The organism is Kordiimonas aestuarii, from assembly GCF_025574465.1.
GTDB lineage: Bacteria > Pseudomonadota > Alphaproteobacteria > Sphingomonadales > Kordiimonadaceae > Kordiimonas > Kordiimonas aestuarii.
The window spans coordinates 74,375-97,580 of the sequence record NZ_JAOBPP010000016.1 but is presented as its reverse complement, the minus strand read 5'-3'; the positions used below and the strand labels follow the sequence as shown (position 1 = coordinate 97,580).

Genomic DNA, 23,206 nt, shown 5'->3' with positions numbered 1-23,206 from the left:
GCCATGATGCAGCCTAATCTCGCCGAATTTGGATTCAGTGAAGACCATCAGGCGCTTTATGACAGCGCGTGGAAATATGCCGAGCGGGAAATGCACCCCCTGCTCGCGCGTATGGATGACGAGGACTGGTTCCCTGACAAAGAGTACCGCGCCATGGCGGACGCTGGCATGCTGGGCACCACCGTGCCGGAGGAGTTGGGCGGCGCGGGGCTTGATTTCATCTCGCAAGCGCTGGTGGCGGAGGCGTTTTCCTACTGGAACCACTGCCTGTCGGCCAGTTGGGGCTCAAGCGAGAACCTGTGTGTGAACAATATCGTGCGCAATGCGAACGAAGCGCAAAAAGCCAAATACCTGCCACGTTTTGTGAAAGGCGAATCCATCGGCGCGCTGGGGCTGACCGAGCCCGGCGCGGGGTCCGATGCGCTTGGCTCCATGGCGACCACCGCCACGCGGGACGGTGACCATTATGTGCTGAACGGCCGCAAGATGTTCATCACCAACGGGCCGGTCGCGGATGTGCTGCTGGTTTACGCCAAAACCAACCCTTCAGCAGGTGCCCACGGCATTTCCGCCTTCATTGTGGAAAAGGATTTTCCCGGTTTTTCAGTCGCGCAAAAGCTGGATAAAATGGGCTGGCGCGGCAGCCCGACGGGCGAACTGGTATTCGATAATTGCCGTGTGCCAGCGGAGAACCTTGTGGGCGCTGAGAATGGCGGCGTTGCCGTGGTGATGAGCGGGCTGAATATCGAACGGGTGCTGCTCTGTGTTTCCACCATCGGCGTGGCGCAGCGCGCGCTCGACCTCACCCTCGCTTACGCCAAGGAGCGCATGCAGTTCGGCAAACCCATCGGGCATTTCCAACTGGTACAGGGCATGCTGGCGGACATGTATACGGATGTGGAGACCATGCGCGCCACCGCCTACCAGATTCTGAAGGAAGTGAACGAGCTGGAGCAAGGCGGCGGCGGGCGTGGCGTGGTGCATATGCGCACGGCCATGACGGCGCTGCACACTGGCCGCGCGCTGATGCGCGTGCTCGATAGTGCTGTGCAAATCCACGGCGGCATGGGCTTCATGCGGGAGACGGAAGTGAACCGGCTGTACCGCAGTGGCAAGGTGATCGAGATCGGCGCGGGCACCAATCAGGTGCGGCAGTCGATCATCGCGAAGGAACTGCTTAAAGGCTAACACGGATCAGCGGGGGGACGGGACATGACAGATCATACAGCACCGGGACATGCGCTTGAAAATATAGCCCACTGGGCGACGGTGCAGGGTGACGCGCCTTGGCTTGTGGACCTCCACGGCGGCGAGCCGACGGTCTACACATGGGCGGTTGGCAAAGCGACGATTGAGCGCGCGGCCACTGCAATCAGCGCCTATTTTGGCGGTGCGCGCAAAAAGGCTGCCGTGCTGTCGAAAAACCGCGCGCACTGGATCATGGCCGACATGGCCATCCTGCGCGCGGGCGCCGTCACCGTGCCCGTCTTCACCACGATGCGGCCCGAGACCTTCCACTATGTGCTGGATTTTGCCGAAGTTGAGCTTTTGTTCCTTGGCGAAAGCGCCAACTGGGCCGAGGTGCGGGAGCATCTGCCCGAGGGCATCACCGTTGTCACCCTGCCCGGTGTCGAGCCGAGCCTTGGTGACATCAGTTGGGAAGCGTTTCTCGCGAAAGGTGACAGCCTGCCCCTGCCCGCGATGCCGGACGGCGATGAGGTGGCGACCATCATCTTCACCTCAGGCACCACCGGCAAACCTAAAGGCGTGATGCATTCGCTGAATAGCCTGAAGCGCGCGACCGATGGCCTTGTGGAAGAGACAGGCTCCACGCCCGGCTGGCGCTTCTTCTCCTACCTGCCGCTGGCGCATCTGGCCGAACGGCTGGTGATTGAACTGCACGCCATCAGGGTTGGCGGCGTGATCCACTTCAACGAGGGGCTGGAGACTTTCACGTCAGACCTTGGCTATGCAAAGCCGGATTATTTCTTCGGTGTGCCGCGCATCTGGGAAAAGCTGGTACAGGGTGTGCTCGGGGCCATGGGCGGGGACGCGGGGGCGCTCAAGGCCGCGCTCATGGGACCGAACGCGGCAGCGGTATCCGCCAGCATTCGCGAAAAACTGGGCCTTGCCAGCGTGAAATCCATGCTGTCGACCACTGCGCCCGTGCCGCCCGCCACCAAAGAGTGGTTCGACCTTTTTGGCCTCAGCCTGCTGGACGGCTACGGCCAGACCGAGATTTTGCCCATCACCACCACAAGCGGCCACGAGCCACGGCACGGCTCCGTCGGCAAACCGGTCAAGGGTGTGGAACTGAAGATCACAGACGAAGGTGAACTGGTGGTGCGCGCGCACGGCATAAGCCTTGGCTATTATAACGCGCCGGACAAAAATACTGAGACCTTCCGGGACGGCTGGGTCTATACCGGCGACCGCGCCCATATTGACGAGGAAGGCTATGTTTACCTGCGCGGGCGGGTGAAGGAGACCTTCAAGACCGCCAAGGGCAAATATGTCGCCCCCGGCCCCATTGAGACCTTGTTTCAGCAGTCTGAACTCGTAGAGCAAGCCTGTATTGTAGGCCACGGCCTGCCGCAGCCGGTGGTCATACTGGTGCCAAGTGAACTGGCGCTGTCGCACGACAGCGATACGCGGGAAGACAGGCTTTACCGCCTCACCGCCGAAATCAATGCAGGGCTGGAACGCCATGCGCAGATCGGCGGTATCATCGTCGCGTCGGAACCATGGACAATCGAGAATGCGGTGTTGACCCACACCATGAAAGTCAGGCGCGAGCGTGTCCTCTTGCGGTACGGTACCATGGCCAACGATATCGCAGGCCGCATCGGCGGCGGGAGCGTTGAACTTATGTACGAAAAATAGCGGCGGCCATTGCTTTATTAACCATTTTTACGGTATTTTGTGGCAGATACATTTGGCCGTCCCAAGCCACCCTCAACCCTGATGCCGAGAGCCAATGCAATGGCCCATGATACCGTCCATATCCCGATGCGCCTTGATACCAAGGCCATACTCTTACGCCAAAACCTGTTCTCAAAAGCAAGTGAAACCCTGCTGGAAAGCTTTTCTCAAGCCGCGCAGGTTAAGACACTCAAAAAGGGTGAGACACTCTTCCTTCAGGATGACGACGCGGACGCCTTTTACATTGTGCTGTCGGGCTGGGTGAAACTGTTCCGCGAAACTCTGGATGGCCATGAAGCCGTGATTGACATGGTGACGAGCGGCCATATTTTCGCGGAAACCGCCATTTTGGAAGACGGCGCGCATTCCTTTGGCGCGTCGGCCATTGATGATGTCCGCGTGCTGCGGCTGCCAAATGCAATCCTGAAAAAAGCCATCACGGACGACAACGGCATGGCGCTGTCGATGCTGACCTCGCTGTCGCGCCACCGCAAACGCCAGACCCGCGAGATTGAAAGCCTGACACTCCAGAACGCGTCACAGCGGATCGGTTGTTTTCTGCTCAGGCTGTGCCACCAGGATGATATCGGCCCCATCGAGCTGAAACTGCCCTATGACAAATCGCTGATCGCCGCCCGGCTTGGCATGAAGTCCGAAACCTTTTCGCGAGCCCTGAACAAGCTTCGAGATGAGACAGGCATCACGGTGAAGGGCGCGACGGTGATCATCCCGACCCTTGAAACCATGTCGCATTTTGCCTGCAGCGCGTGCTCAAACGAGTTTCCCTGCGACGACATGCACTAATCCGCCAGACGGCAGGACGGGGCGCACCGGCGCTACCTCTTCAGCCAGCACCAGTCGATAAGCGACGGGTCCTTGATATATTTTTCAGGGTTTGCCAGCACATCATCAATATATCTTGTACTCAGCCGCGAAACCGGTGGCTGGTCCCCCGCCGCCCCCCCTGTTTCCGCCGCTTCGATATGATGATCTTTCAGCTTCACTACACAACTGGCCCTGGGTTCGTCATCAACAAGCGCGATGGCGACTGTGCGGCCCTTGAGCGCGGCCTCTCCTGCTTCCCATATACGGTTATAGGGGAAACGGTCCCGGTTCGCGGCCAAAACCCGGTTGCAGATATCCAGATATTGCTCAAGCCGCCTCTGATCCGGCGATATATCATCGGTTTTTGACAAGAAAGTTCCTCCGCAAACTTTCATGCACTTCACCATACAATTACCGCGCCGTAGTTGATTTCTGTCAATTCAATCGCGCCTGCGACGCGCTACCCTTGGAGGTGGTCAGAATAAACAGGAGAAAACGATGAGCGCGCTTCAGGACGCCCTTCTCAAACGCAACGGCAAGGTGCCACGCTATACCAGTTATCCAACCGCACCACATTTTTCGGCCGCGGTCACGGGCGACAGCTACACGAGCTGGCTGAACGAGCTGCGGGACGATGCATCGCTCTCGCTTTATCTCCATATTCCCTACTGCCGCCAGATTTGCTGGTATTGCGGCTGTTTCACCAAAGCGACACGCAAATATGAGCCGGTGACAACCTATGTCGACACACTGCTTGATGAAATAGCGCTGATACGCGCACGCCTGTCGGGCAGACAGACGGTCGGACATATTCATTTTGGCGGCGGCTCGCCCAGCATGCTGTCCCCGCGAGATTTCACCCGTATCATGGCCGCCATCCGCCAGCATTATGTGGTAGACAGGGACGCCGAGGTCGCCATTGAGCTTGACCCGCGTGAGGTAACCGAAGCCAAGGTGGCCGCCTATGCCAGAATGGGGGTCAACCGGGTCAGTCTTGGGGTGCAGGATTTCCACGAGCATGTGCAACGCGCCATTGGCCGCCGCCAGCCCTTCCATGTGATTTATGACGCTGTGCAACTGCTCAAAAGCTATGGCATTGATGAGATCACCATGGACCTGCTCTATGGCCTGCCGCACCAGACAACAACGGACGTGGAAGAAAATGTCGATCTTGCCGCCGCGCTTGGCCCCGGCAGGATTGCGCTTTTTGGCTACGCCCACGTGCCATGGATGAAAAAACACATGCGGCTGATCAACGAGGATGCGCTGCCGGATGGCGCCGCGCGGCTGAAGCTGTTTGACGCTGGCGCCGGCAGGCTTGCCAGCCGCGGCTACCGATCCATCGGGCTGGACCATTTCGTGCGCCCGACCGACGAGATGGCGCTGGCGCTGTCCGACCGGACGCTCAGGCGTAACTTCCAGGGCTATACGACCGACACCACCGACGCGCTTATCGGATTTGGCATCTCGGCGATCAGCGCGCTGCCGCAAGGCTATGCGCAAAACACCCTTGTCGCCAGCGACTATGAGCGTGCGCTTGCCGCCGGCCAGCCACCCGTGGTCAAGGGCCGGGCGACGACCCGCGACATACACTGTGTCGCGGGCTGTCTTTATCGGCATCGCCAGGGAAAGGTCAGAAGCGATAGCCGAAGCCGACACCCAAAATCCATGGGTCAAGGTCTACGTCGGCTGTCACGGTGCCGCCATTGATGGACACATCGGTGTTGAGCCAGAGCTTCTTGGCGTCGACGTTGAAATACCAGTTATCTTTGATGTGGAAATCCACACCGGCCTGCAGCGCAAGGCCAAAACCGTTCTCATACTCGATATCCGTCACCGCGCCAGGATCGGTGTTATAGAAAAAGGTATAGTTCACGCCCGCACCAAGGTAGGGCTTCACGCCGCCTTCCGGGTTGAAGTGATATTGCAGCAACAGGGCCGGTGGCAGCACCCAGCTGTCGCCAAGGTCAACGTCGCCGATTGCCGTGCCGATGGCCTGCACATCATGTTTGGTGGTTGCCAAAATCAGCTCGGTCGCTACATTTCTGGACCAGAAATAGGTGATATCCAGTTCCGGTACGATCCTGCTGTTCACCTTGGCTTCGCCGCCGATAGAAACTTTGGAGCTTTCTTCCGGCACCACATCGATTGCACGCAGCCGAACGAGCCATGGGCTGTCGCCGCCTTCTGCCATTGCCGGGGCTGCGGCTGTCAGCACCGTAAAGGCACAAAGGGACGCTTTCATCAGGGTTGAGATACGCATGGTTTTTCCTCAAAATTTGTTCTGGACCTGTGATACAGAACAGGGAGGAAATCTGGCTTGATGATTGTCAATTCTATAGTATTTTCAAGAAACTATGCGGCGGAATGTCACACTTTGCCGGTTTTGTTTCCGGGGCCCGGCGGCAGGTCGTCTTCTTCGTCGAACAGGATGCGGTGCGCGGCACCGTCCAGATCATCATACTGGTTGTTTTTCATCGTCCAGAGAAAGCCGACAAGCCCCAGAAGGCCGAGGGTAAGGGCTATGGGAATCAGGTAAATCAGGATATCCATCAGCGCCCCTTTCCCAGATTCAGGCGGAACGCGTTTAAAATAACCACCAGCGAAGAGCCCGACATGGCCACTGCCGCCAGAAGCGGCGTGACATAGCCAAGCACCGCCACCGGTATGGCAACAAGGTTATAGAGGATGGCCAGGCCAAAATTCTGGCGCACCAGCCGCATTGATACATCCGCCACCTCAAAGGCCTCAAGAACCGGGGAAAGCCGCCCCCCCTGGAATACGACATCGGCAGTGTTTTGCGTAATATCCATCGCTGTCGATGGAGACATGGACACATGGGCCGCTGCAAGCGCAGGCGCGTCGTTCAGGCCGTCTCCCACCATCAGCACTTTTGCACCGCCATCCGCCAGCGTCCTGAGATAGTCGCATTTTTCCACCGGACTGATCTCCGCGCGGTAAGCGGTTATCCCAGCCTCTTCCGCAATTGCGGCCACCACAGCAAGCCGGTCACCGCTGAGGAGGCGCACATCAAGATAACGCGCCTTCAGCGCGGTGACCACCTGCGCTGCGTCTGGCCGCAACCGGTCAGAAAAGGCAAACCGCGCCCGCACCTCGTCGCCAATCGCCAGCCAAAGCTCAAGCGCGTGATCACTCGTGGCGGCGCTTTGGTCACCACACCAGGCCCGGCTGCCAAGGCGGATGTCCCAGCCTTCAAATTCGGCCTGAAGGCCACAGCCCGGCAGTTCACTGACATTCATCTCTATCAGGTCACCGTCATATGCGGCCGTCAGCGCACGGGAAAGCGGGTGCCGACTGTGCGCCGCCAGCGACGCGGCGAGCCTCAGGTCGGACTTGAGAAAACCGTTTCCTGTCAGTTCAGGGCAGCCAACGGTCAGGGTGCCCGTTTTGTCAAATACGACCGTGGTCACCTCAGCCAGTTTTTCAAGCGCATCGCCGGACTTGAGCAAAATGCCGGTTTTCATCAGCTTGCTGCTGGCCAGCACCTGCACCACCGGCACCGCAAGCCCCAATGCGCACGGGCATGTAATGATCAGCACAGTAACCGCATGAAGAAGCGAGGTTTGCCACGGCGCCTGCATGAAAAGCCACCAGCCGACAAACGTCAGTGCACCCATGGCGTGGACCACCGGTGTATAAAGGCTGGCAGCTTTGTCAGCCAGCCGCACATAGCGCGCGCCGCCCTGCTCGTTCACTTCCATCAGGCGCACGATCTCGCTCAGGAGGCTTTGCTCCGTTGCCTTGGAGACCCGCACCTGAATGGGGGTTGAAAGGTTAAGTGTGCCCGCGAAAACGGCTTTCCCGGGGCCAATTTTTTCCGGCATCGTCTCGCCGGTAATCAGGGACATGTCAGCCTCTGACACCCCTTTTTCCACCATACCGTCTGCGGCAATATTCTCACCAGCGGCGACCATCACCAGCATGCCTTCCCTGAGTTCCGTGATCGGCACCTGCACCGCCTGCCCATCATCGTAAACCATGGCCATGCCCGACAGCCTGGACAGCAGGTCAGATGCTGTTTGCCGCGCCTTTCCTTTGGCACGCGCGTCCAGATAGCGGCCAATCAGCAGGAAAAACAGCAGCATGACCGCACTGTCGAAATACACATGCTGGCCATGCCGGAAGGCTTCAAAAAGGCTCATGCCGCAGGCAAGGGTAACGGCGATTGAAATGGGCACATCCATATTGGTGTGTCCTTGCCGCAGCACCGCAATCGCGGACCGGAAAAAGGGCTGGCCTGCATAAAGCACCGTCGGCAACGCAATCAATGCGGAAAGCCAATGGAACAGGTCCCGCGTCGCCATGCCCATGGTGTTGGCGTCCGTGGACCACAAGCCGACCGATATCAGCATCATATTGCCTGCGGCGAACCCGGCAACAGCGATGGCCCGCAACAGGGAGCGGGTTTCATTGTCCACAGCATCAGAGGCCTTATCCAGCGAATGCAATCGATAGCCCAGTTTGGTAACGGTATTCGCCAGATGGTCGCCATAGTCGCGCATGCCCTGCCATGCCATGCTGACCCGGTTTGTGGTCATATTCACGCGGGCGTGGCTCACGCCGTCTTCGGCCAACAGGGCATTTTCGATAAGCCGGATGCAGGCGGCACAGTGAATGCCTTCAACGCCCAGGGTCAGGGTATACCCCCCGTCTTCGCTTTCACTTGCCAGTCGGGAAAACCCTGTGCCCGCTTGCGCGGTTGCAGTGGTGGCATGGGCTGCCTCGCAGCCAGGGCAACAAAAATCCTGCCCGGGCCCTGTTGCCTCGCCGCAGTGCAGGCACCTCACTGTGGCCTCACCACCAGACGCTTGTGCGCCTGAAAATCGCGTTCCCCTTCAAGGGCAAAGACGCGTACGTCCCAGAGGCCGAGCGCTGGCAGGTCAATCGCGGCACGATAGGCGCCGTCTGCGCCTTCAAGCAATTCCACGCCAAAATCCATGCCGTCCTGTGTCGGGCGGGTAAAGACGGCCTTCACAGCAGCTCCTTTGAGAAGGGTGCCATCCTTGTCACGCAGGATAAAGCATAGCTCGCGCCGGTCACGCAGGATAATCTCCCCCCGCCATCCGAGTGCATGCTGGGCTTCGGCTGCGGCAACTGTGTCATTGTAGGCAAGGCCCTTGTCATAGGCCTGTTCGGTAATCACGCCGGTGTGGGTGGACGTGGCAATATAAACGAAGATGCCGTCCAGAATGGCTACCACCACAAAAAACGCTACGATATACCAAGGGATCAGCCGGTCGCTTTCGCGCATACCTGTTTCTTCGGTCATAACCTTGCTCATACTGCCTACTCCTTCCCACTCATGAAGACACCGTCATAGCGGTCTGCGTTTGGTCCGCCCACTTCTTCAAGCCGGAAGTGGGCATCCGCACGGATATCTTTTGGTTTGTCCGCCGTCACAAATACACGGAAGTGGCCAACACGGTCGGCAAACACCGGCAGCGCCGCAGCGTCGAGACTACCTGCCCCCTGTATGCGGATCTCAGCACCATTGAGGCCCTCAATGACCAACTGGTAGGTTTTATCTTCGTGCGTTTTATTGAGGATTTTTACATCATAGCCATTGCGGATACGCCCGTCCGACAGCTTGACAAACAGCGGGTTGCGGTCATGCAGCACATGCAGTTCCACCGGCGACCGGTGTATCAATCCATAAAGCATGACTGCCCCCACAAGGGCGATGATCGCGGCATAATAGGATGTGCGTAGTCGCAAAAGGTGCGAACGTTCCTTCATGCCGCTGTCGCGTGCTTCCTGATTATGGTTGGTGTCATAGCGGATAAGGCCGCGGGGCAGCTCTAGCTTGTCCATGATGCCGTCACAGGCGTCGATGCAAAGGCCACACGCGATACATTCCATTTGCAGCCCGTCACGAATGTCGATCCCCATGGGGCAAACCTGCACACAGGCGGTGCAGTCGATACAGTGGCCACGGTCGTCCCAGCTATCGCCTTTTTTATACTTGCCGCGTGGCTCGCCGCGCTTTTCATCATAGCCGATAATCAGGGTATCGCGGTCAAACATCGCGCTCTGGAAACGCGAATAGGGGCACATATACATGCACACCTGCTCGCGCGCGAACCCGGCCATCAGGTAGGTCGAGAAAGTCAGTGCCAGTATCCAGCCCAACACCCCCATGGGCACATCAAGGTGGATTATATTCTCCAGAAGCGTAGGGGCGTCGTTGAAATAGAAAACCCAGGTCCCGCCGGTCAGCATGCCGATGACCAGCCATAGGCTGTGGGTCAGTGCCAGTTTCCAGGTTTTCTCAAAGCCCCACGGCGCCTTGGCAAGGCGCATGCGTTTGACCCGGTCCCCCTGCACGATGCGTTCAACCCAGACGAACAGGTCGGTCCACACGGTTTGCGGACAGGCGTACCCGCACCAGACCCGGCCAAACAGGCTGGTGGCGAAAAAGAGCGCAACCGCCGCCAAAATCAGAATGCCGGTGAGGTAATAAACCTCCTGTGGCCATATCTCGATAAAGAAGAAATAAGCACGCCGTGCAGGCATGTCGATCAGGATAGCCTGGTCAGGTGCGTGCGGCCCCCGGTCCCACCGCAGGAACGGGGCCAGGTAGTAAATGCCCAGGAGGGCGACCATGGCCGCCCACTTAAGTTTACGGAACCTGCCCCAGACACGCTTCGGGAAGATGCGCTCTTTTTTCTCGAAAAGCTTAACTGGGGCCGCACCGTCACTCATACTCGTTACTCCGTCCTGCAGGGATGCTAGTTGGTGCCACCACCCAGCGAATGCACATAGATGGCAAGCTGGCGGATGGTATTGGCATCAAGCCGGGCTTCCCATGTCGGCATGACGCCGTGCTTGGGCTTGCGAACCTGCGACATGATGTCGGCCTTTGTGTCGCCATAGAACCAGATGGCATCCGCGAGGTCCGGCGCACCAAGCGCGTGGTCACCCCTGCCGTTTTCACTGTGGCAGGCCGCGCAGTTGTCGGCGAAAACCTGTGCGCCACCGGCGCTGTCGTCACCATCCTGCGACAAGCTGATCACATGCTGGGCAACGTCGGCGATCTCTGTCTCGGACAGCATGTCGCCAAAGGCTGGCATCTCGGAAAACCGTGTCTCATCATGGACGGCGCGAACACCGACGCGGATGGTCTCATGGATGGTGTCGATATCTCCCCCCCACAGCCAGTCATCATCATTGAGGTTGGGGTAGCCCGCGGACCCGGCCCCGCCAGTGCTGTGACAGGTTGCGCAGTTATCCTTGAACGCAGCCGCGCCGCCAGCCACCGCAAAGGCATACAGCGCTTCGTCGGCCTGCACTTCCTCAAAGGAAGCAGCTTCAAAGCTTGCCAGATAAGCAGATTTGCGTGCCCGAATTTCCGCTTGGCTGTCCTTGAGCTGGTCATATTGTGTCCAGCCCATGGAGCCTTCAGTGCCGCCGCGTTCCCCGTCACCGGAGAAGGTTGGCCAGGCCGGATACAAAACCCAGTAGCCCACAGACCAAACGCAGCACAGGAAGAAAACGATCAGCCACCACCGCGGGGACGGGTTGTTCAGTTCCTTGATGCCGTCCCATTCATGGCCGGTTGTTTCAATGCCGGTAAAGCTATCGATATCTTTTTTCTTGCTCATGCTTCATCCCCTCTGAGAGGAATATTTTTGTGTGATTCCAGTTTGTCCTTCATGCCGGGACGGTAAGCCCAGATGGCAATGCCGCAAAAGACACCGAAGAAGAACAAGAGGCCGGTCATGCCGGCATTTTCAGAAAGCCAACTGATCATTTGCCGTCCTCCTCTTGGCCGGAACGGGCCGCGCCGTCATGCACATAGTCCTTGAGTTCGGCCATGGTGCCCAGCACCTGCAGATAGGCGATCAACGCATCAAGCTCGGTCGTGACAGCCTGGCCATCGAAGTTGCGGTAGTTGACCTTGTCGCCGTAGCGCTCAAGCAGACCATCATGATGGTCGCTCTCATCCTGCGCTTGTGCCATCGCGTCATTGTAGGCGTTGGCCACCATTTCGTCGGTGTAGGGTACACCTGCCGCCCTGAGCGCCCTGATGTCGGCCTCGATATTATCAAGCTTGGCACCCTTGTGCGCCAGATGGGCATAGGGCGGCATAATGCTTTCCGGGACCACATCCTTGGGGTTGTGCATATGCTGTACGTGCCACTCGTCGGAATATTTGCCGCCGACCCGCGCGAGGTCAGGCCCCGTGCGCTTGGAGCCCCACTGGAACGGATGGTCATACATGCTTTCCGCCGCCAGCGAATAGTGGCCGTAACGCTCAACTTCGTCCCTAAGCGCGCGGATCTGCTGGCTGTGGCAGTTATAACAACCTTCGCGGATGTAGACATTCCGTCCGGCGACCTCAAGCGGGGTATAAGGGCGCACGCCCTTAACCGGCTCGATCGTCGTTTCCATACGGAACAAGGGCAGGATTTCAATGATGCCACCGATGGAGACCACGATCACCACCAGGATCAGCATCAGCATGGAGTTTTTCTCCACTCTTTCATGTTTTTTAAGCATGGGCCGTCTCCACAGCTTGCACGTCTTCACCCTCGACCCTGTCGGGCACATTGTTGCCCCGGACCGTTTTGACCAGATTGTAGACCATGATCAGGCTGCCGCTGAGGAACAGCAGACCACCCAGCGCCCGGATCAGGTAGAAGGGGTGCATGGCCATCACGGTTTCCACGAAGCTGTATTCAAGGAAGCCCATGCTGTCATACGACCGCCACATCAGGCCCTGCATGATGCCGGATACCCACATGGCCGTGATATAAAGCACGATGCCGATGGTCGCGATCCAGAGGTGCAGGCTCACGAGCTTGAGCGAATAAAGCGACTGCTTCTTCCACAAAACCGGCACGAGGTAATAAAGCGCGCCGAAGGAGATGAAAGCCACCCAGCCAAGCGCGCCAGAGTGCACGTGACCAATGGTCCAGTCGGTATAGTGGCTAAGCGCGTTTACGGTCTTGATAGACATCAGCGGACCTTCAAACGTGCTCATGCCGTAAAACGCCAGCGAGACAATCATGAACTGCAGCACAGGGTCTTCCCTGAGTTTGTGCCATGCGCCCGACAGCGTCATCATCCCGTTGATCATGCCGCCCCAGGACGGCATCCACAGCATGATCGAGAAGGTCATGCCCAAGGTCTGTGCCCAGTCAGGCAGCGCGGTATAATGCAGGTGGTGCGGCCCGGCCCAGATATAGATGAAGATCAGCGACCAGAAGTGCAGGATCGACAGCCGGTAGCTGTATACCGGGCGACCGGCGCGCTTGGGCACAAAATAATACATGATGCCAAGGAAACCGGCGGTCAGGAAAAAGCCCACAGCATTGTGGCCATACCACCACTGAATGAGCGCGGATTGCACGCCGCCCCACAGGGAATAGCTCTTGGCTTCTGTCAGCGACACGGGGATAGAGATATTATTGCCAAGGTGCAGCACGGCGACTGTCACGATGAACGCGAGATAGAACCAGTTGGCGACATAGATGTGTGGTTCGCGCCGGTTCTTCAGCGTCATCATAAAGACGACAAAATAAGACACCCACACGAAGGTCAGCCACAGGTCGGCGTACCATTCAGGTTCGGCATATTCCTTGGCCTGGGTGACACCCAGCACATAGCCAAGCGCCGCCATCACGATAAAGGCCTGATAGCCCCAGAAGGTGAATTTGGCGAGGCCATCCCCCCACAGCCTTGTCCGGCAGGTGCGCTGCACGACAAAATAGCTGGTGGCAAACAGTGCATTGCCGCCAAAGGCGAAGATCACCGCCGACGTGTGCACAGGCCGCAAGCGACCAAAGGTGAGATATTCACCAAAATTAAGCTGCGGGAAAGCCATCTGCAGAGCGATGAACACGCCCACAGTAAAGCCGACCACACCCCAGAAAATGGTGGCGATCGTGAAAAGCTTCACGATGTCGTCGTTATAGTTCATTTTTTCAGCAAGATTAGTCATAGACCTGCCCTTAGTGATGTGCTGGTAACAGCATGCCCCCGGCGATGATAAAAAGACTGAGACTGTTGAAGACCATCACGCCACGCGCGAGGGTCGAGAAACGAATAGGCAAGCGGTCGAGTGCATATCGCCCGCCTGCCCCGGTGAGGAAAAGCGCAGGCATGGTGCCCACGCAGAAGGCCGCCATACCGAAGGCGGCCGAGATAGGCTCCGCGGTTGCCGCCACCGCCATAAGCGCGGCCGCCAACAGCCCGCAGGGTAAAAAACCAAGCGTCACGCCAAGGGCATAGCGGTGCCACGCCGTAGGGTTGGTGAAAAACGCTTTGGCCACACGGCCTAGCACCGCGCCAAACCGCGCAAGTGAACTGGGGGGAAATTGTGGTGCCACCACACGCTTGAGGCTGGGGATGGCGCTGGTGAGAAACAAAAGCCCGGCCACCGTCAACAGCACAACAGCGATGCCGCGCTGAAGCGGCACATTGAACACCATGCCAGAGAGGCTGGCAGCGACCACCCCGAGGATCACATAGGTGGTCATACGGCCCAGGTGATAGGGCATCAACGCGAAGCCGCGCACCCGCCTGAGAAGCGATGGTGTTTGCTGAAGGCTGGTTGCCTGCGCCACCACAAAGGGTCCACACATGCCAACGCAATGTGTCGCGCTGCCCATCAGGCCACCCAGAAAAAGCGTGAGCAGCAGACCGCCATGGTCGGCCAGTGCCGCCTGCCAATGAGAAAGCAGATATTCCACAGGATGCCTCGTTTGTTTAACCTGTGGTCAAACTACCCGAGCGCAAAAATGAAATGATTGACATTGGTCAAGTGCGGCAGCACCTGCGGCAGCTTGTCTCAGTCCACGCCTGTACCGGCCCCTGTCAGGTCGTCGTTACCGCATGCCGTGCTATCCGAGAGCCAACACTGAGGTGCTTCTCAGGGGGTACTCCCCGGCATTGCTCCTTGGCATTGCTCCTTGGCATTGTTTAGCCGATTACCGCCATCAACTTTGCCCGCAATTCGTCCTCATCTATCGGCTTGGCGATATAATCATCCATGCCAGCGTCGAGGCAACGCTGCCGGTCTCCGGCAAGGGCGTACGCCGTCATCCCGATAATGGGTGTCCGGTATCCGCGCTCTTTTTCCTCGAATTCCCGAATGGCAACTGTGGCTTCAAAGCCGTTCATCTTTGGCATCTGGACGTCCATCAGAATGGCGGCATAGCTGTGCTCCTGTACACATTCACAGGCTTTTTCGCCATTTTCGGCCACGTCGAACACCACACCGCAGTTCTCGAGATAAAAACTCGCCACCAAAACATTGGCCGGGTAGTCTTCTACCAACAGTACTTTCGGTACAGCGCCTTGTTTCGTACCCGCCTGCTGTGTTTCTGGTTCAGGCGCTGTCATGCTGGCATCAGGCTGCAACGGCAGGGCGGCGGTAAAGGTGGAGCCGGTGCCCTCGGCACTGGTAACCGAAATATCACCGCCCATCGCTTCAGCCAGCGTTTTACTGATCGCCAGCCCAAGCCCGGTACCCCCATATTCACGTGACGTGGACGTGTCCGCCTGCACAAATTTATGAAAAATAGCGGCTTGTTTTTCAGCAGGAATACCAATGCCTGTATCGGTGACACTGAGTTCCACCACCGGTATATCGTCACCGGTATCGTAGCGAAGGGCCGCAGAAATCACGATCCTGCCCTTTGCGGTAAATTTCACCGCATTGCTGCACAGATTGAGCGCAATCTGTCTGATCCGCCCCGGATCGCCCAGAAAATGGGTCTCCCCCTCAAGCCTTTCATCCAGTTGCACCGCGAGGCCTTTTTCGTCCGCCCACACCGACATGATGCTGATCACGTCCTCCAACAGCTTGGGCAGGTTGAAACTGACTTTTTCAAATTCGAGTTTGCGACTTTCTATTTTGGAAATATCCAGCAGGTCGTTAATAAGCGACAGCAAGCTGTCTGCACTCAGTTGTAGCGTCTTCACGATATCCCGCTGGGTATCGGTCAGCTCTCCCTTCTGCATCAGCATCCGTGACAAGCCGATAATCGCATTCATCGGCGTGCGAATCTCATGGCTCATATTGGCAAGAAACTCGGACTTCGCCTTGTTGGCTTCTTCAGCACTAAGCTTTTCGGTCTCCAGCAGTACGCCCACCACGCCCTTGGCTGTGTCGATATCCTCCTGGGTCCAAGGTGCCGATCTCTGGCTGACGGTTTCCTTCCAAAGCTCAAAGGAACTGCGTGGGGTCAATCGGTAGCCCGCGCCCGTTTCCTCCGCTGGCTTTTCCGGGTTGCCCGCCCAGGAGACTTCCTGAATCTGGGCGGCGCGAAACCAGATGATATAGTCATGGCTCTTGACGCTGATCGGGACGGCAAGGAAGCCGCCTGTCAAGGTCTCAAATCCTGCGATCCCTTTGAAAAAATTCTGTGCGTCATCGGTCTGCAGATACGTCCAGTCGCCCTGCTCATTGAGCCAGTCTATAAGCTGTCCGACTATTTTTTTCGAGGGTATGTTCCCGTACCGCAGGATATCTGTGTAAACCTTGACCACCAAGCCATGAGCACCCAAGGCTTCGCTCGCCAACTGGTGGGTCTGGTCCAACAGTTTATCGACGGAAGATGTCTTCTCAAGGTTGGAGGCAAGCTGGTGAACAAGCGCCTCGCGTTTTTCCTTGGCTTCGCGCGAAACCACGTCTTCAAGCGTCGACAATTGGGCCGAAAAAATGTGGCCCATAATTTCACAGATGTGTCGGACCGGATAAGGGATGTGACGAGGGCTGCCATGATGGCACGCGATCAATCCCCACAGCTTTCCATTCTGGATAATGGAAATCGACATGGACGCCTTGACATTGATGTTTTCCAGATACTGGACATGAACCGGAGAAACGCTTCGCAGCATGCACTGGCTCATATCAAGCGGTTCATGGCCAGTTGCGTCAAATATAGGATGAATAGGAACCGGCTTGTAATTTGTATCCGCAATCAGCCGCAGATACTGCTGCGTGTATAGCCGCCTTGCCTGCTCTGGAATGTCGGACGCCGGGAAATGCAGCCCCTTGTAGCTGGGCATGAAATCCGCGCGGCTCTCCGCCACCACTTCGCCGTGCCAATCCACATTGAAGCGATACAGTTTCACCCGGTCGAAGCCGGTAATTTCTCTGATGCTGGCCGTCACGTGGTCAAACATGGACGGCAGTTCGGTCGCCCGGTGCAATCCAATTGCAAAATTCCGCAGATGGCCCATCAACTGGCCAGATGCAGGCGCTTCTTCCTGAATAAATTCAAACTCGACAATCAGGGAGTCGCCGCTTTCATGGGCTACCGCATCGCAGTTCCGACCGCCAAGCGTTACGTTTAACGTCTGGATGGGCTGCAGCGGGGCATCCGCCGCAATTTGGCGCAATTTGTCAACCTGTGCGGCCGCAATAAAATCTGAAACATGGCGGCCGATACACTCTTCAGCTGCAAGGCCCAGAAAGTGATTGGTATTGCTGCTGACGCGGGTCACCCGCAGCTCGGGCGACAAAACGATCAACAAGCCATGCGGTTGTATGGAGCCGGGAATATGAATGGGCTCGCTGGCGCAATGGTCAAGCGCCTGCTTAAGTTGTTCTTCCGACAACTGTTCCCTTCGTGCACTCACGTGGCTCGCCCCCAATTTTTCTGCGAAGCATTCTTATTCTAACGACCGACACCCGTCACGGCCACATCTTTTTGGCGGAATTTACGCTCCGCTTATGGTTTGCCGTGTCAAGGCGGATTGTCCGCTTGCGCAATTTTATACACTACTGAGGCGCGAGGTATGTACAGATGTGCACATAACTGCAACAATTTTTGCAGGAAATCATACAAGTTGCCGGATCTTATAATGAAGCACGACAAAAACCCTGAACGGTTACTGAATCACAATAACCTGTTGCGCGCACTAAAGCCCGCCGAAAAGGACCTGCTACTGCCTTACATGGCGCCCTATCCCCTCAGGAAGGGGGAGGCACTCTATGAACCCGGCGACGATGTACAGTATGCCTATTTCCCCTGCAACACCGCCCTGATTTCATTCATGGTGATGCTTGCAGATGCCCGCGCGGTGGAAACCGCCCTCATCGGACGGGAAGGGGCAGTGGGCGGCATTGTCAGCCATGGCCACCTTCCCGCTTTTTGCCGGGCGGAAGTGCGCTTCCCCGGCCTCGCCGTACGCATTGCGAGCAGGGATCTCGAACAAGCGAAAAACGCTTTCCCCTCCATATCAAACCTTTTCACCCGCTATGCGGACTGTCTTATTTCCCAGGTGTTCCAGGCGGTTGCCTGCAACGCCACACATACTATCGAGCAACGGCTGGCCAAGTGGTTCCTCGCGGCGATCACCCGAACCGATGATCACGACATTCCCATTACCCAGGAACAACTGGCCAGTATGTTGGGGGTTGGACGCAGCTATGTGGCCCGCGTTATGGCTGGCTTCAAAACCAATGGCAGCATTTCAACGCACCGCGGCCACATGATTGTGAATAACCCTGACCGGCTCAGGGAGATGTCCTGCGGATGCAACGCGCTGGTTCATGACCATTTTGACACCGTACTGCGCGGCATATATCCCGCCGACACATAGCGCCGAAGCCCGTGTTACCGGGGGGCGCGTTCTGCCACCATATCACAACACAGGCGCACCACCTCAAACGACGCCTGTGCCTGCGCAACGACAACCTCGGCATCAACCGAAGGCTCCTTTTGGTGCAGGAAAGCAAGAAATGCCCGCCACCGCATGCCGGTTTGCGCCCCATGACCAGCAAAAAAAAGATTGTCGCGCCCGGGCTCCAGCGCCAGCGTGCGCCGCAAATGTTTTGATATCACTTGCCCGCCCAGGTTGGAGCCCTCCTTGACATAAAGAAACCCAACCAGCCGGCTTAGGTCATTGATGGCCGGATAAGGCAGGTCAACCTGCGGCAGGACCTCTATACCATGGGTGTTGATATCGTGCTCAAGAAGGGTCCGTACTGGCAGTTCCCCAGCGAAACCAACATTGCGCACGCGCGCGCGCTCCATCACCCGGTAAGCAAGATGAAAGGCCTGCAGGACACGGTGGTAGTGGCCAAGCGTTATGTCCCCTCCCTGAAGCGGCCGCAACAGCGCGTGCTGGTGCAGGCTTTCGTGCCTGTCTGTCGTTGCGTGGCGGAGGGCCTGAAGAAGGGCGGAGGTTTGTGTCATCTGGTCTTCATGCCGCAATATCGGCGGAATGGCAAACATTGCTGCCCCGCCCCGAAATGCAACATGAAACAGGAACTGGTTCAAGCCGGCTGCGCGGACCCCGAATGTTCATCATTCACGCCCACGACTGCAATCGAGGAAGAAAGGCTCAAAAACCGATCCCAACAGGAACCTGTTCCCCATGGGCGCTGCAACGCTGGAGCCCGAGATTGGATTACCGTCATTGAGGTAAACTTCCTCAATCCCGAAACTATTGCCGTCAAAGGTCACGCGCAGCACCTGTGATGGCGACCGGCTCCTTTCGTCCTTTGCGTGGCCCGGAAACGCCAGTGCATTGGGGTGCGCCCCGATCCAGAAGCTACCGTCCTCGGCCCATTCGACATTGTCGGACGCTGTGCCCGCATCCGCCTCGGCAACCAGTTCGAGCCTGTCGCCGTCATCACCAATTTCATAGGCCAGCAAGCGGCCCCCGGTCGTTTCCGCCACTATCAGATGGTTGCCATCCGGGCTGACGGAAATGCCATTGGGATATACCAAGCCACCCTTAATGCGCCGGATACCACTTTCGTCGCCACGGGCGATCCCGCCGCGTGCCAGGCGGGCGAAAGTTTCAATCGTGCGACCAAGGGTGGTTTCGCTGCCTCTGTCGATAGAGGCGTAAAAAGTGTCTGGTCCGTCAGGCGTGACATCATTCAGGCTGTAACCGCCGTCCGGCTTCACGGTGCGAACATGACGCAAACCTTCTTCCAGCACCTCAAACACCTCAACCTGCGAGAGGCTGCTGTCCATTTTCGAACCAGACTGTCCGCTGTTCGGGTGGTTCACCACAAACAGCCGGTCATGACCGGCCGGGTTTTTCCAAAGCCCGATGCCGTGGGGGTGAAACTGGCCGTCAAAGTCATGCGGGAATTCCAGCGGGCTGGCCAGGCTGCCCGCACGGTATCGGTATATGGCGCCTTCAGTCTCACCGGTGCGCATCCATAAACGCCTGTCATGGCTTGAGATATAAGCAAGCCCTGTATCGGGGTCGACCGTGATATCTTCTGCGCCAACAGCACCGGCAATTTTTTCACATTTTCCGTCAAAATGCGGTTCAATGGTCCTGAAAGCACCGCCGTCATAGAGTGTATCAAGCACAAAACCGGCCACAATGACGACAACAAGTCCCGTACCGAGCATGATTTTTGAGCGTATCCGCATGATTTTCCCTCCCCGACTCCGGGAAAAGCTTATGATTTTATCGTCATAGCGTCTAGCGAATCATCACGCACATACACGTTATCAGCGTATTATACATATCCGCATGGCGTTGAAATCATTGATAGAACTGCATAAGTACATTTTAACTGGCATGTGGTAGATTTCTGTTGTTAAAACGCGCTCGCAACGGGGAAGGCTATGCACGAGCGTCAACAGACATCACTGGCGGTGGTATTATGGACTGTATTCGGCGGCGCGGTGGCGCTGCTCGTTACAGCTCCTGCGCCCTGTGTCACGAGCCTGCATGAGACGCTGACCAGTTTTGCGGCACAGATATCCACCCCATTGCAGGCAGAAGAAAGTAACCCGGCGCCTTTTAAACCCAGCGCTGATTCCATGGCCGACGTGGACGCAGCCCTTGCCAGGGCTCGCGCGAACGGAAAGCTGGCGATTATTGTTCTTGGTGCCAACTGGTGCCATGACAGCCAGGGGCTGATCCACCATTTCCAGACAGCTGAAATGCAGAAGATACTGACCGACAGATACGAACTGCTGCTTCTTGATGTCGGATATCTTCAGCATGGTACGGATGTCGTCAATCGTTTTGGCCAACCGGTCATCTATGGCACGCCGACAGTCTTTGTCGTTGACCCCGCCACCGAACAGGTCATCAACCGCAAAAGACTGCACCAATGGCGCGCCGCGGCAAGCATCAGCCTCGCCGACACCATTGCCTATTTTGATGGCCTGAAGTGGACCGAGCCATCACCGGCAGATACACCCGTGCCAGCCAACCTTGAGGCGGCGCTGGAAAAAATCAAAAGTTTCGAGGAAAAGCAGGCTAGGCGCATCGCGCATGCCTATGAAATCCTCGGCCCTCTTGTGGCGATGGAACGTGACGAACGCCCCGACAACTTTTACGACATGTGGGAGCAGGTGCGCGTGCTGCGCTATAAGCTGACCGATGACCTGACCACCTTGCGCGCCGTTGCGACGCGTCAGGCGGCTTATTCGGACAAGGATATAGAGCTTGAGTTCCCACAGTATCAGCCGTTTGACTGGGAATAGCCCGCCAGCCGCCACCGCACGCCACCACCGGGCGCCACCACCGGGCGACGGTATGAGCCGCCGACCGGTAGGGTTTCCTGATAACCTGCCTAGAAGCGTGTTCGCACACCGGCAAAGGCTGAAAGACCCGGCGTGCCATAGCCGTTGACCTGTTGGTAGTCAGCGTCCAAAAGGTTGTCGATCCGGCCATAAAGCTCAACCCCCTCGTTCAGCCGATAGGCTGCGCGCAGATCAACGCGGGTCCAGTCATCCACAAAGGTGGTGCCGCTGTCGAGCTCCTGCCCGTTGTGGGTAACCGAGACAGACCCGGAAAGCTTTTCGGTTGGCGCCCAGTTCACAGCGGCATACGCTTGGTGTTTGGGACGGCGCGCGAGAAGTGTGTCCGTGTCACGGTCCTTGGCGTCGGTGTAGGTATAGTTGGCGTTGAATGACAGCGTGTCACTGACAGTAGCCGCGAACGACAGTTCAACCCCTTTTGCCCGCGCGCGGGAAACATTCTGATACCCACCCGTAAACGTAAAGATGATCAGGTCCTGCGTCTTGCGGTCAAAATAAGTGGCACCAAGGGTGAAGCGGTCATCAGCAAAGCTTTGCTCCGCCCCCGCTTCCCACGCTTCCGTACGCTCGGGTTGCAGGTCCGGGTTGGGCTCAAAACCACAGCAGAAATACGTCAGTTGAAAGATGGTTGGCGCCTTGAAGCCCTCGCCCCATGTGGCGTGAATACGCGTGCCTGTTTCTTCCAGCAGATAAGAAGCCGCGGCTTCGAAACTCGTGTTGCCGCCAAAGGTTTCATGGTTGTCAGACCGCACGCCACCCGAAAGGCTCAGGCCCTTGAAGCCGGTAAAGGAAAGCGCGCCAAAAACGCTGTCGATACTGATGGCTTCCGGGTCCTGGCTTGCGGCCTTGACCTCTTCATGCTGCACGCCCCCCGTGAAGGTCATAGCGTCCGACAGGGCCAATGCACCAAGGTAATCAAGGTTAAAACGCTCACCCTCCGCGCCATAACTTTCGACGCCCGCAGAAAAGTTGGTGCGCTCGATCTCGGAATACTCAATAGACACCGTGTTCTTGAGCACACCGTCCCACAGGTCGATATAGGCGCGGGCGGCACCGGCAAATTCCTGTGATTTCGATAGCTCATCCGTATCCCCCAGCGCGAAGGACCCATCGCCCTGCAGGGCAAATCCATCAATGTCCTTGTCGCTGTCGATATAGTTGGCGTTCAGTTCGATACGGGCGGCCTCGGTCAGCGTCACACCCATCTTGCCGCGCAAGGACACGCTTTCAAAACCGTCGCGCTCGTTATTGCCATCGGCGCTTTCAGCCGACGAAATGCCGTCGGTGTCCACATAAGTACCGGCGAGGTTAAAGCTTATCCGTTCCGTTCCGCCGGAGAGGTTCGCGCCCGTGCGCAAGCTTGAATAAGAGCCATATTCCGCGAAAGCGCTGCCGCCAAGGCCATCCTGTCCGCCCTTGGTGATGATGTTGATCACACCGCCCATGGCGTCAGAGCCGTAGAGCACCGCCTGCGGACCACGCAGCACCTCAACGCGTTCAATGCCGTTCGGGTCAAGCCCGGCAAAATTATAACCGCCACCGGTCGCGGACGGATCGTTCACCTGCACGCCGTCGACCAACACCACTGTCTGGTCGGAACTGGCACCACGAATACTGACGGTCGCGACACCGCCAAAACTGCCATTCTGGTTGATAGTGACACCCGGCACGGTTTGCAAGGCATCCAGCACAAAGGTGAACTGCTGCGTTTCGAGCGCCTGTTCGCCAATCACACTGATGCTTTTGCCCGTCTCGCTGGCAAGTTGGGCGCGGCGGGATGCGGCAACCACCACTTCTTCAACATCGTCCATGGCGACGGCGTCCGCCAATACGGGAAGGCCGCGCAGGCTTACAAGCGCGGTGGTGGCAATCAGGGTGGTTTTAAAAGATATTTTCAACACGGTTTCGACTCCGGCAAGAGGCCATAAGGCCTGAAAACTGCGCTGGAGTCTGTCGAGTAG

At 57.5% G+C, this 23,206-nt stretch carries 21 protein-coding genes; 6 read left to right on the top strand and 15 right to left on the bottom strand.

Translation table 11 applies throughout. From position 1 onward, the window contains the following. Positions 1–3: 3 nt before the first annotated feature. The 3 genes from OEU85_RS05125 to OEU85_RS05115 all read left to right on the top strand — a co-directional run bounded on the left by OEU85_RS05125 (position 4) and on the right by OEU85_RS05115 (position 3,726). Positions 4–1,188 carry an acyl-CoA dehydrogenase family protein gene (locus OEU85_RS05125; RefSeq protein ID WP_262690376.1) on the top strand — a complete coding sequence of 395 codons (1,185 nt, stop codon included), beginning with the start codon at positions 4–6 and terminating at the stop codon, positions 1,186–1,188. A 24-nt stretch (positions 1,189–1,212) separates the two neighbouring features. Then, positions 1,213–2,883: an AMP-binding protein gene (locus OEU85_RS05120; protein ID WP_262690375.1), complete on the top strand. Its 1,671-nt coding sequence runs from the start codon at positions 1,213–1,215 to the stop codon at positions 2,881–2,883. Positions 2,884–2,982: 99 nt separating this feature from the next. After that, positions 2,983–3,726: a Crp/Fnr family transcriptional regulator gene (locus OEU85_RS05115; protein ID WP_262690374.1), complete on the top strand. Its 744-nt coding sequence runs from the start codon at positions 2,983–2,985 to the stop codon at positions 3,724–3,726. A 32-nt stretch (positions 3,727–3,758) separates the two neighbouring features. Here the strand turns inward: OEU85_RS05115 and OEU85_RS05110 are convergent, their stop codons facing one another. Next, complete coding sequence (locus OEU85_RS05110; RefSeq protein WP_262690373.1) at positions 3,759–4,118, bottom strand: hypothetical protein; 360 nt, start codon at positions 4,116–4,118, stop codon at positions 3,759–3,761. A 127-nt stretch (positions 4,119–4,245) separates the two neighbouring features. Between OEU85_RS05110 and hemN the strand changes: the two genes are divergently transcribed. After that, on the top strand, positions 4,246–5,457 hold the full coding sequence (gene hemN, locus OEU85_RS05105) for an oxygen-independent coproporphyrinogen III oxidase (RefSeq protein WP_262690372.1): 1,212 nt from the start codon (positions 4,246–4,248) through the stop codon (positions 5,455–5,457). Here hemN and OEU85_RS05100 read toward each other — a convergent pair. The 11 genes from OEU85_RS05100 to OEU85_RS05050 all read right to left on the bottom strand — a co-directional run bounded on the left by OEU85_RS05100 (position 5,381) and on the right by OEU85_RS05050 (position 17,358). Next, the gene (locus OEU85_RS05100; protein WP_262690371.1) at positions 5,381–6,010 is read right to left on the bottom strand and encodes an OmpW/AlkL family protein; all 630 of its coding nucleotides are present in this window, start codon (positions 6,008–6,010) and stop codon (positions 5,381–5,383) included. The genes hemN and OEU85_RS05100 overlap by 77 nt on opposite strands. Before the next feature lie 107 nt (positions 6,011–6,117). Beyond that, entirely contained in the window at positions 6,118–6,300 is a 183-nt protein-coding gene (gene ccoS, locus OEU85_RS05095) for a cbb3-type cytochrome oxidase assembly protein CcoS (protein ID WP_262690370.1), read from the bottom strand. Then, positions 6,300–8,555 (bottom strand): heavy metal translocating P-type ATPase, encoded by a 2,256-nt coding sequence (locus OEU85_RS05090; protein WP_262690369.1) that lies wholly within the window; start codon positions 8,553–8,555, stop codon positions 6,300–6,302. The genes ccoS and OEU85_RS05090 overlap by 1 nt, the downstream gene beginning before the upstream one ends. Continuing rightward, the gene (locus OEU85_RS05085) at positions 8,552–9,049 is read right to left on the bottom strand and encodes a FixH family protein (RefSeq protein WP_262690368.1); all 498 of its coding nucleotides are present in this window, start codon (positions 9,047–9,049) and stop codon (positions 8,552–8,554) included. Before OEU85_RS05085 ends, OEU85_RS05090 begins: the two co-directional genes overlap by 4 nt. Before the next feature lie 5 nt (positions 9,050–9,054). Beyond that, positions 9,055–10,470, bottom strand: a complete 1,416-nt coding sequence (gene ccoG, locus OEU85_RS05080; protein WP_262690367.1) for a cytochrome c oxidase accessory protein CcoG — start codon at positions 10,468–10,470, stop codon at positions 9,055–9,057. A gap of 26 nt (positions 10,471–10,496) precedes the next feature. Further along, positions 10,497–11,369 carry a cytochrome-c oxidase, cbb3-type subunit III gene (ccoP, locus tag OEU85_RS05075; RefSeq protein WP_262690366.1) on the bottom strand — a complete coding sequence of 291 codons (873 nt, stop codon included), beginning with the start codon at positions 11,367–11,369 and terminating at the stop codon, positions 10,497–10,499. Further along, positions 11,366–11,518 carry a cbb3-type cytochrome c oxidase subunit 3 gene (locus OEU85_RS05070; protein ID WP_262690365.1) on the bottom strand — a complete coding sequence of 51 codons (153 nt, stop codon included), beginning with the start codon at positions 11,516–11,518 and terminating at the stop codon, positions 11,366–11,368. The genes ccoP and OEU85_RS05070 overlap by 4 nt, the downstream gene beginning before the upstream one ends. After that, positions 11,515–12,267 (bottom strand): cytochrome-c oxidase, cbb3-type subunit II, encoded by a 753-nt coding sequence (ccoO, locus tag OEU85_RS05065; protein WP_262690364.1) that lies wholly within the window; start codon positions 12,265–12,267, stop codon positions 11,515–11,517. Before ccoO ends, OEU85_RS05070 begins: the two co-directional genes overlap by 4 nt. After that, positions 12,260–13,711, bottom strand: coding sequence for a cytochrome-c oxidase, cbb3-type subunit I (gene ccoN / locus OEU85_RS05060; RefSeq protein ID WP_262690363.1), 1,452 nt, complete (start codon positions 13,709–13,711; stop codon positions 12,260–12,262). The genes ccoO and ccoN overlap by 8 nt, the downstream gene beginning before the upstream one ends. Before the next feature lie 10 nt (positions 13,712–13,721). Continuing rightward, positions 13,722–14,462: a sulfite exporter TauE/SafE family protein gene (locus tag OEU85_RS05055; RefSeq protein WP_262690362.1), complete on the bottom strand. Its 741-nt coding sequence runs from the start codon at positions 14,460–14,462 to the stop codon at positions 13,722–13,724. 229 nt (positions 14,463–14,691) lie between these two features. After that, positions 14,692–17,358 (bottom strand): ATP-binding protein, encoded by a 2,667-nt coding sequence (locus OEU85_RS05050; RefSeq protein ID WP_262690361.1) that lies wholly within the window; start codon positions 17,356–17,358, stop codon positions 14,692–14,694. 225 nt (positions 17,359–17,583) lie between these two features. On the opposite strand from OEU85_RS05050, the gene OEU85_RS05045 reads away from it, so the two are divergent. After that, entirely contained in the window at positions 17,584–18,324 is a 741-nt protein-coding gene (locus OEU85_RS05045; RefSeq protein WP_262690360.1) for a Crp/Fnr family transcriptional regulator, read from the top strand. Positions 18,325–18,338: 14 nt separating this feature from the next. Here OEU85_RS05045 and OEU85_RS05040 read toward each other — a convergent pair whose 3' ends face one another. Then, on the bottom strand, positions 18,339–18,959 hold the full coding sequence (locus tag OEU85_RS05040; protein WP_262690359.1) for a biliverdin-producing heme oxygenase: 621 nt from the start codon (positions 18,957–18,959) through the stop codon (positions 18,339–18,341). Positions 18,960–19,031: 72 nt separating this feature from the next. Beyond that, positions 19,032–20,120 (bottom strand): SMP-30/gluconolactonase/LRE family protein, encoded by a 1,089-nt coding sequence (locus OEU85_RS05035; RefSeq protein ID WP_262690358.1) that lies wholly within the window; start codon positions 20,118–20,120, stop codon positions 19,032–19,034. Positions 20,121–20,318: 198 nt separating this feature from the next. Here OEU85_RS05035 and OEU85_RS05030 point away from each other — a divergent pair, with 198 nt between their 5' ends. Next, on the top strand, positions 20,319–21,188 hold the full coding sequence (locus OEU85_RS05030; protein ID WP_262690357.1) for a thioredoxin family protein: 870 nt from the start codon (positions 20,319–20,321) through the stop codon (positions 21,186–21,188). 89 nt (positions 21,189–21,277) lie between these two features. On the opposite strand, the gene OEU85_RS05025 is transcribed toward OEU85_RS05030, so the two are convergent. After that, positions 21,278–23,146, bottom strand: a complete 1,869-nt coding sequence (locus OEU85_RS05025; protein ID WP_262690356.1) for a TonB-dependent receptor plug domain-containing protein — start codon at positions 23,144–23,146, stop codon at positions 21,278–21,280. Between the last annotated feature and the right edge of the window lie 60 nt (positions 23,147–23,206).

Bases quoted from the DNA above. Each gene is read 5' to 3' on its own strand.
- OEU85_RS05125 (WP_262690376.1), top strand. From the start codon at position 4: ATGATGCAGCCTAATCTCGCCGAATTTGGATTCAGTGAAGACCATCAG.
- OEU85_RS05120 (WP_262690375.1), top strand. From the start codon at position 1,213: ATGACAGATCATACAGCACCGGGACATGCGCTTGAAAATATAGCCCAC.
- OEU85_RS05115 (WP_262690374.1), top strand. From the start codon at position 2,983: ATGGCCCATGATACCGTCCATATCCCGATGCGCCTTGATACCAAGGCC.
- hemN (WP_262690372.1), top strand. From the start codon at position 4,246: ATGAGCGCGCTTCAGGACGCCCTTCTCAAACGCAACGGCAAGGTGCCA.
- OEU85_RS05100 (WP_262690371.1), bottom strand. From the start codon at position 6,010: ATGCGTATCTCAACCCTGATGAAAGCGTCCCTTTGTGCCTTTACGGTG.
- ccoS (WP_262690370.1), bottom strand. From the start codon at position 6,300: ATGGATATCCTGATTTACCTGATTCCCATAGCCCTTACCCTCGGCCTT.
- OEU85_RS05085 (WP_262690368.1), bottom strand. From the start codon at position 9,049: ATGAGCAAGGTTATGACCGAAGAAACAGGTATGCGCGAAAGCGACCGG.
- ccoG (WP_262690367.1), bottom strand. From the start codon at position 10,470: ATGAGTGACGGTGCGGCCCCAGTTAAGCTTTTCGAGAAAAAAGAGCGC.
- ccoP (WP_262690366.1), bottom strand. From the start codon at position 11,369: ATGAGCAAGAAAAAAGATATCGATAGCTTTACCGGCATTGAAACAACC.
- OEU85_RS05070 (WP_262690365.1), bottom strand. From the start codon at position 11,518: ATGATCAGTTGGCTTTCTGAAAATGCCGGCATGACCGGCCTCTTGTTC.
- ccoO (WP_262690364.1), bottom strand. From the start codon at position 12,267: ATGCTTAAAAAACATGAAAGAGTGGAGAAAAACTCCATGCTGATGCTG.
- ccoN (WP_262690363.1), bottom strand. From the start codon at position 13,711: ATGACTAATCTTGCTGAAAAAATGAACTATAACGACGACATCGTGAAG.
- OEU85_RS05045 (WP_262690360.1), top strand. From the start codon at position 17,584: ATGAAGCACGACAAAAACCCTGAACGGTTACTGAATCACAATAACCTG.
- OEU85_RS05040 (WP_262690359.1), bottom strand. From the start codon at position 18,959: ATGTTTGCCATTCCGCCGATATTGCGGCATGAAGACCAGATGACACAA.
- OEU85_RS05035 (WP_262690358.1), bottom strand. From the start codon at position 20,120: ATGCGGATACGCTCAAAAATCATGCTCGGTACGGGACTTGTTGTCGTC.
- OEU85_RS05030 (WP_262690357.1), top strand. From the start codon at position 20,319: ATGCACGAGCGTCAACAGACATCACTGGCGGTGGTATTATGGACTGTA.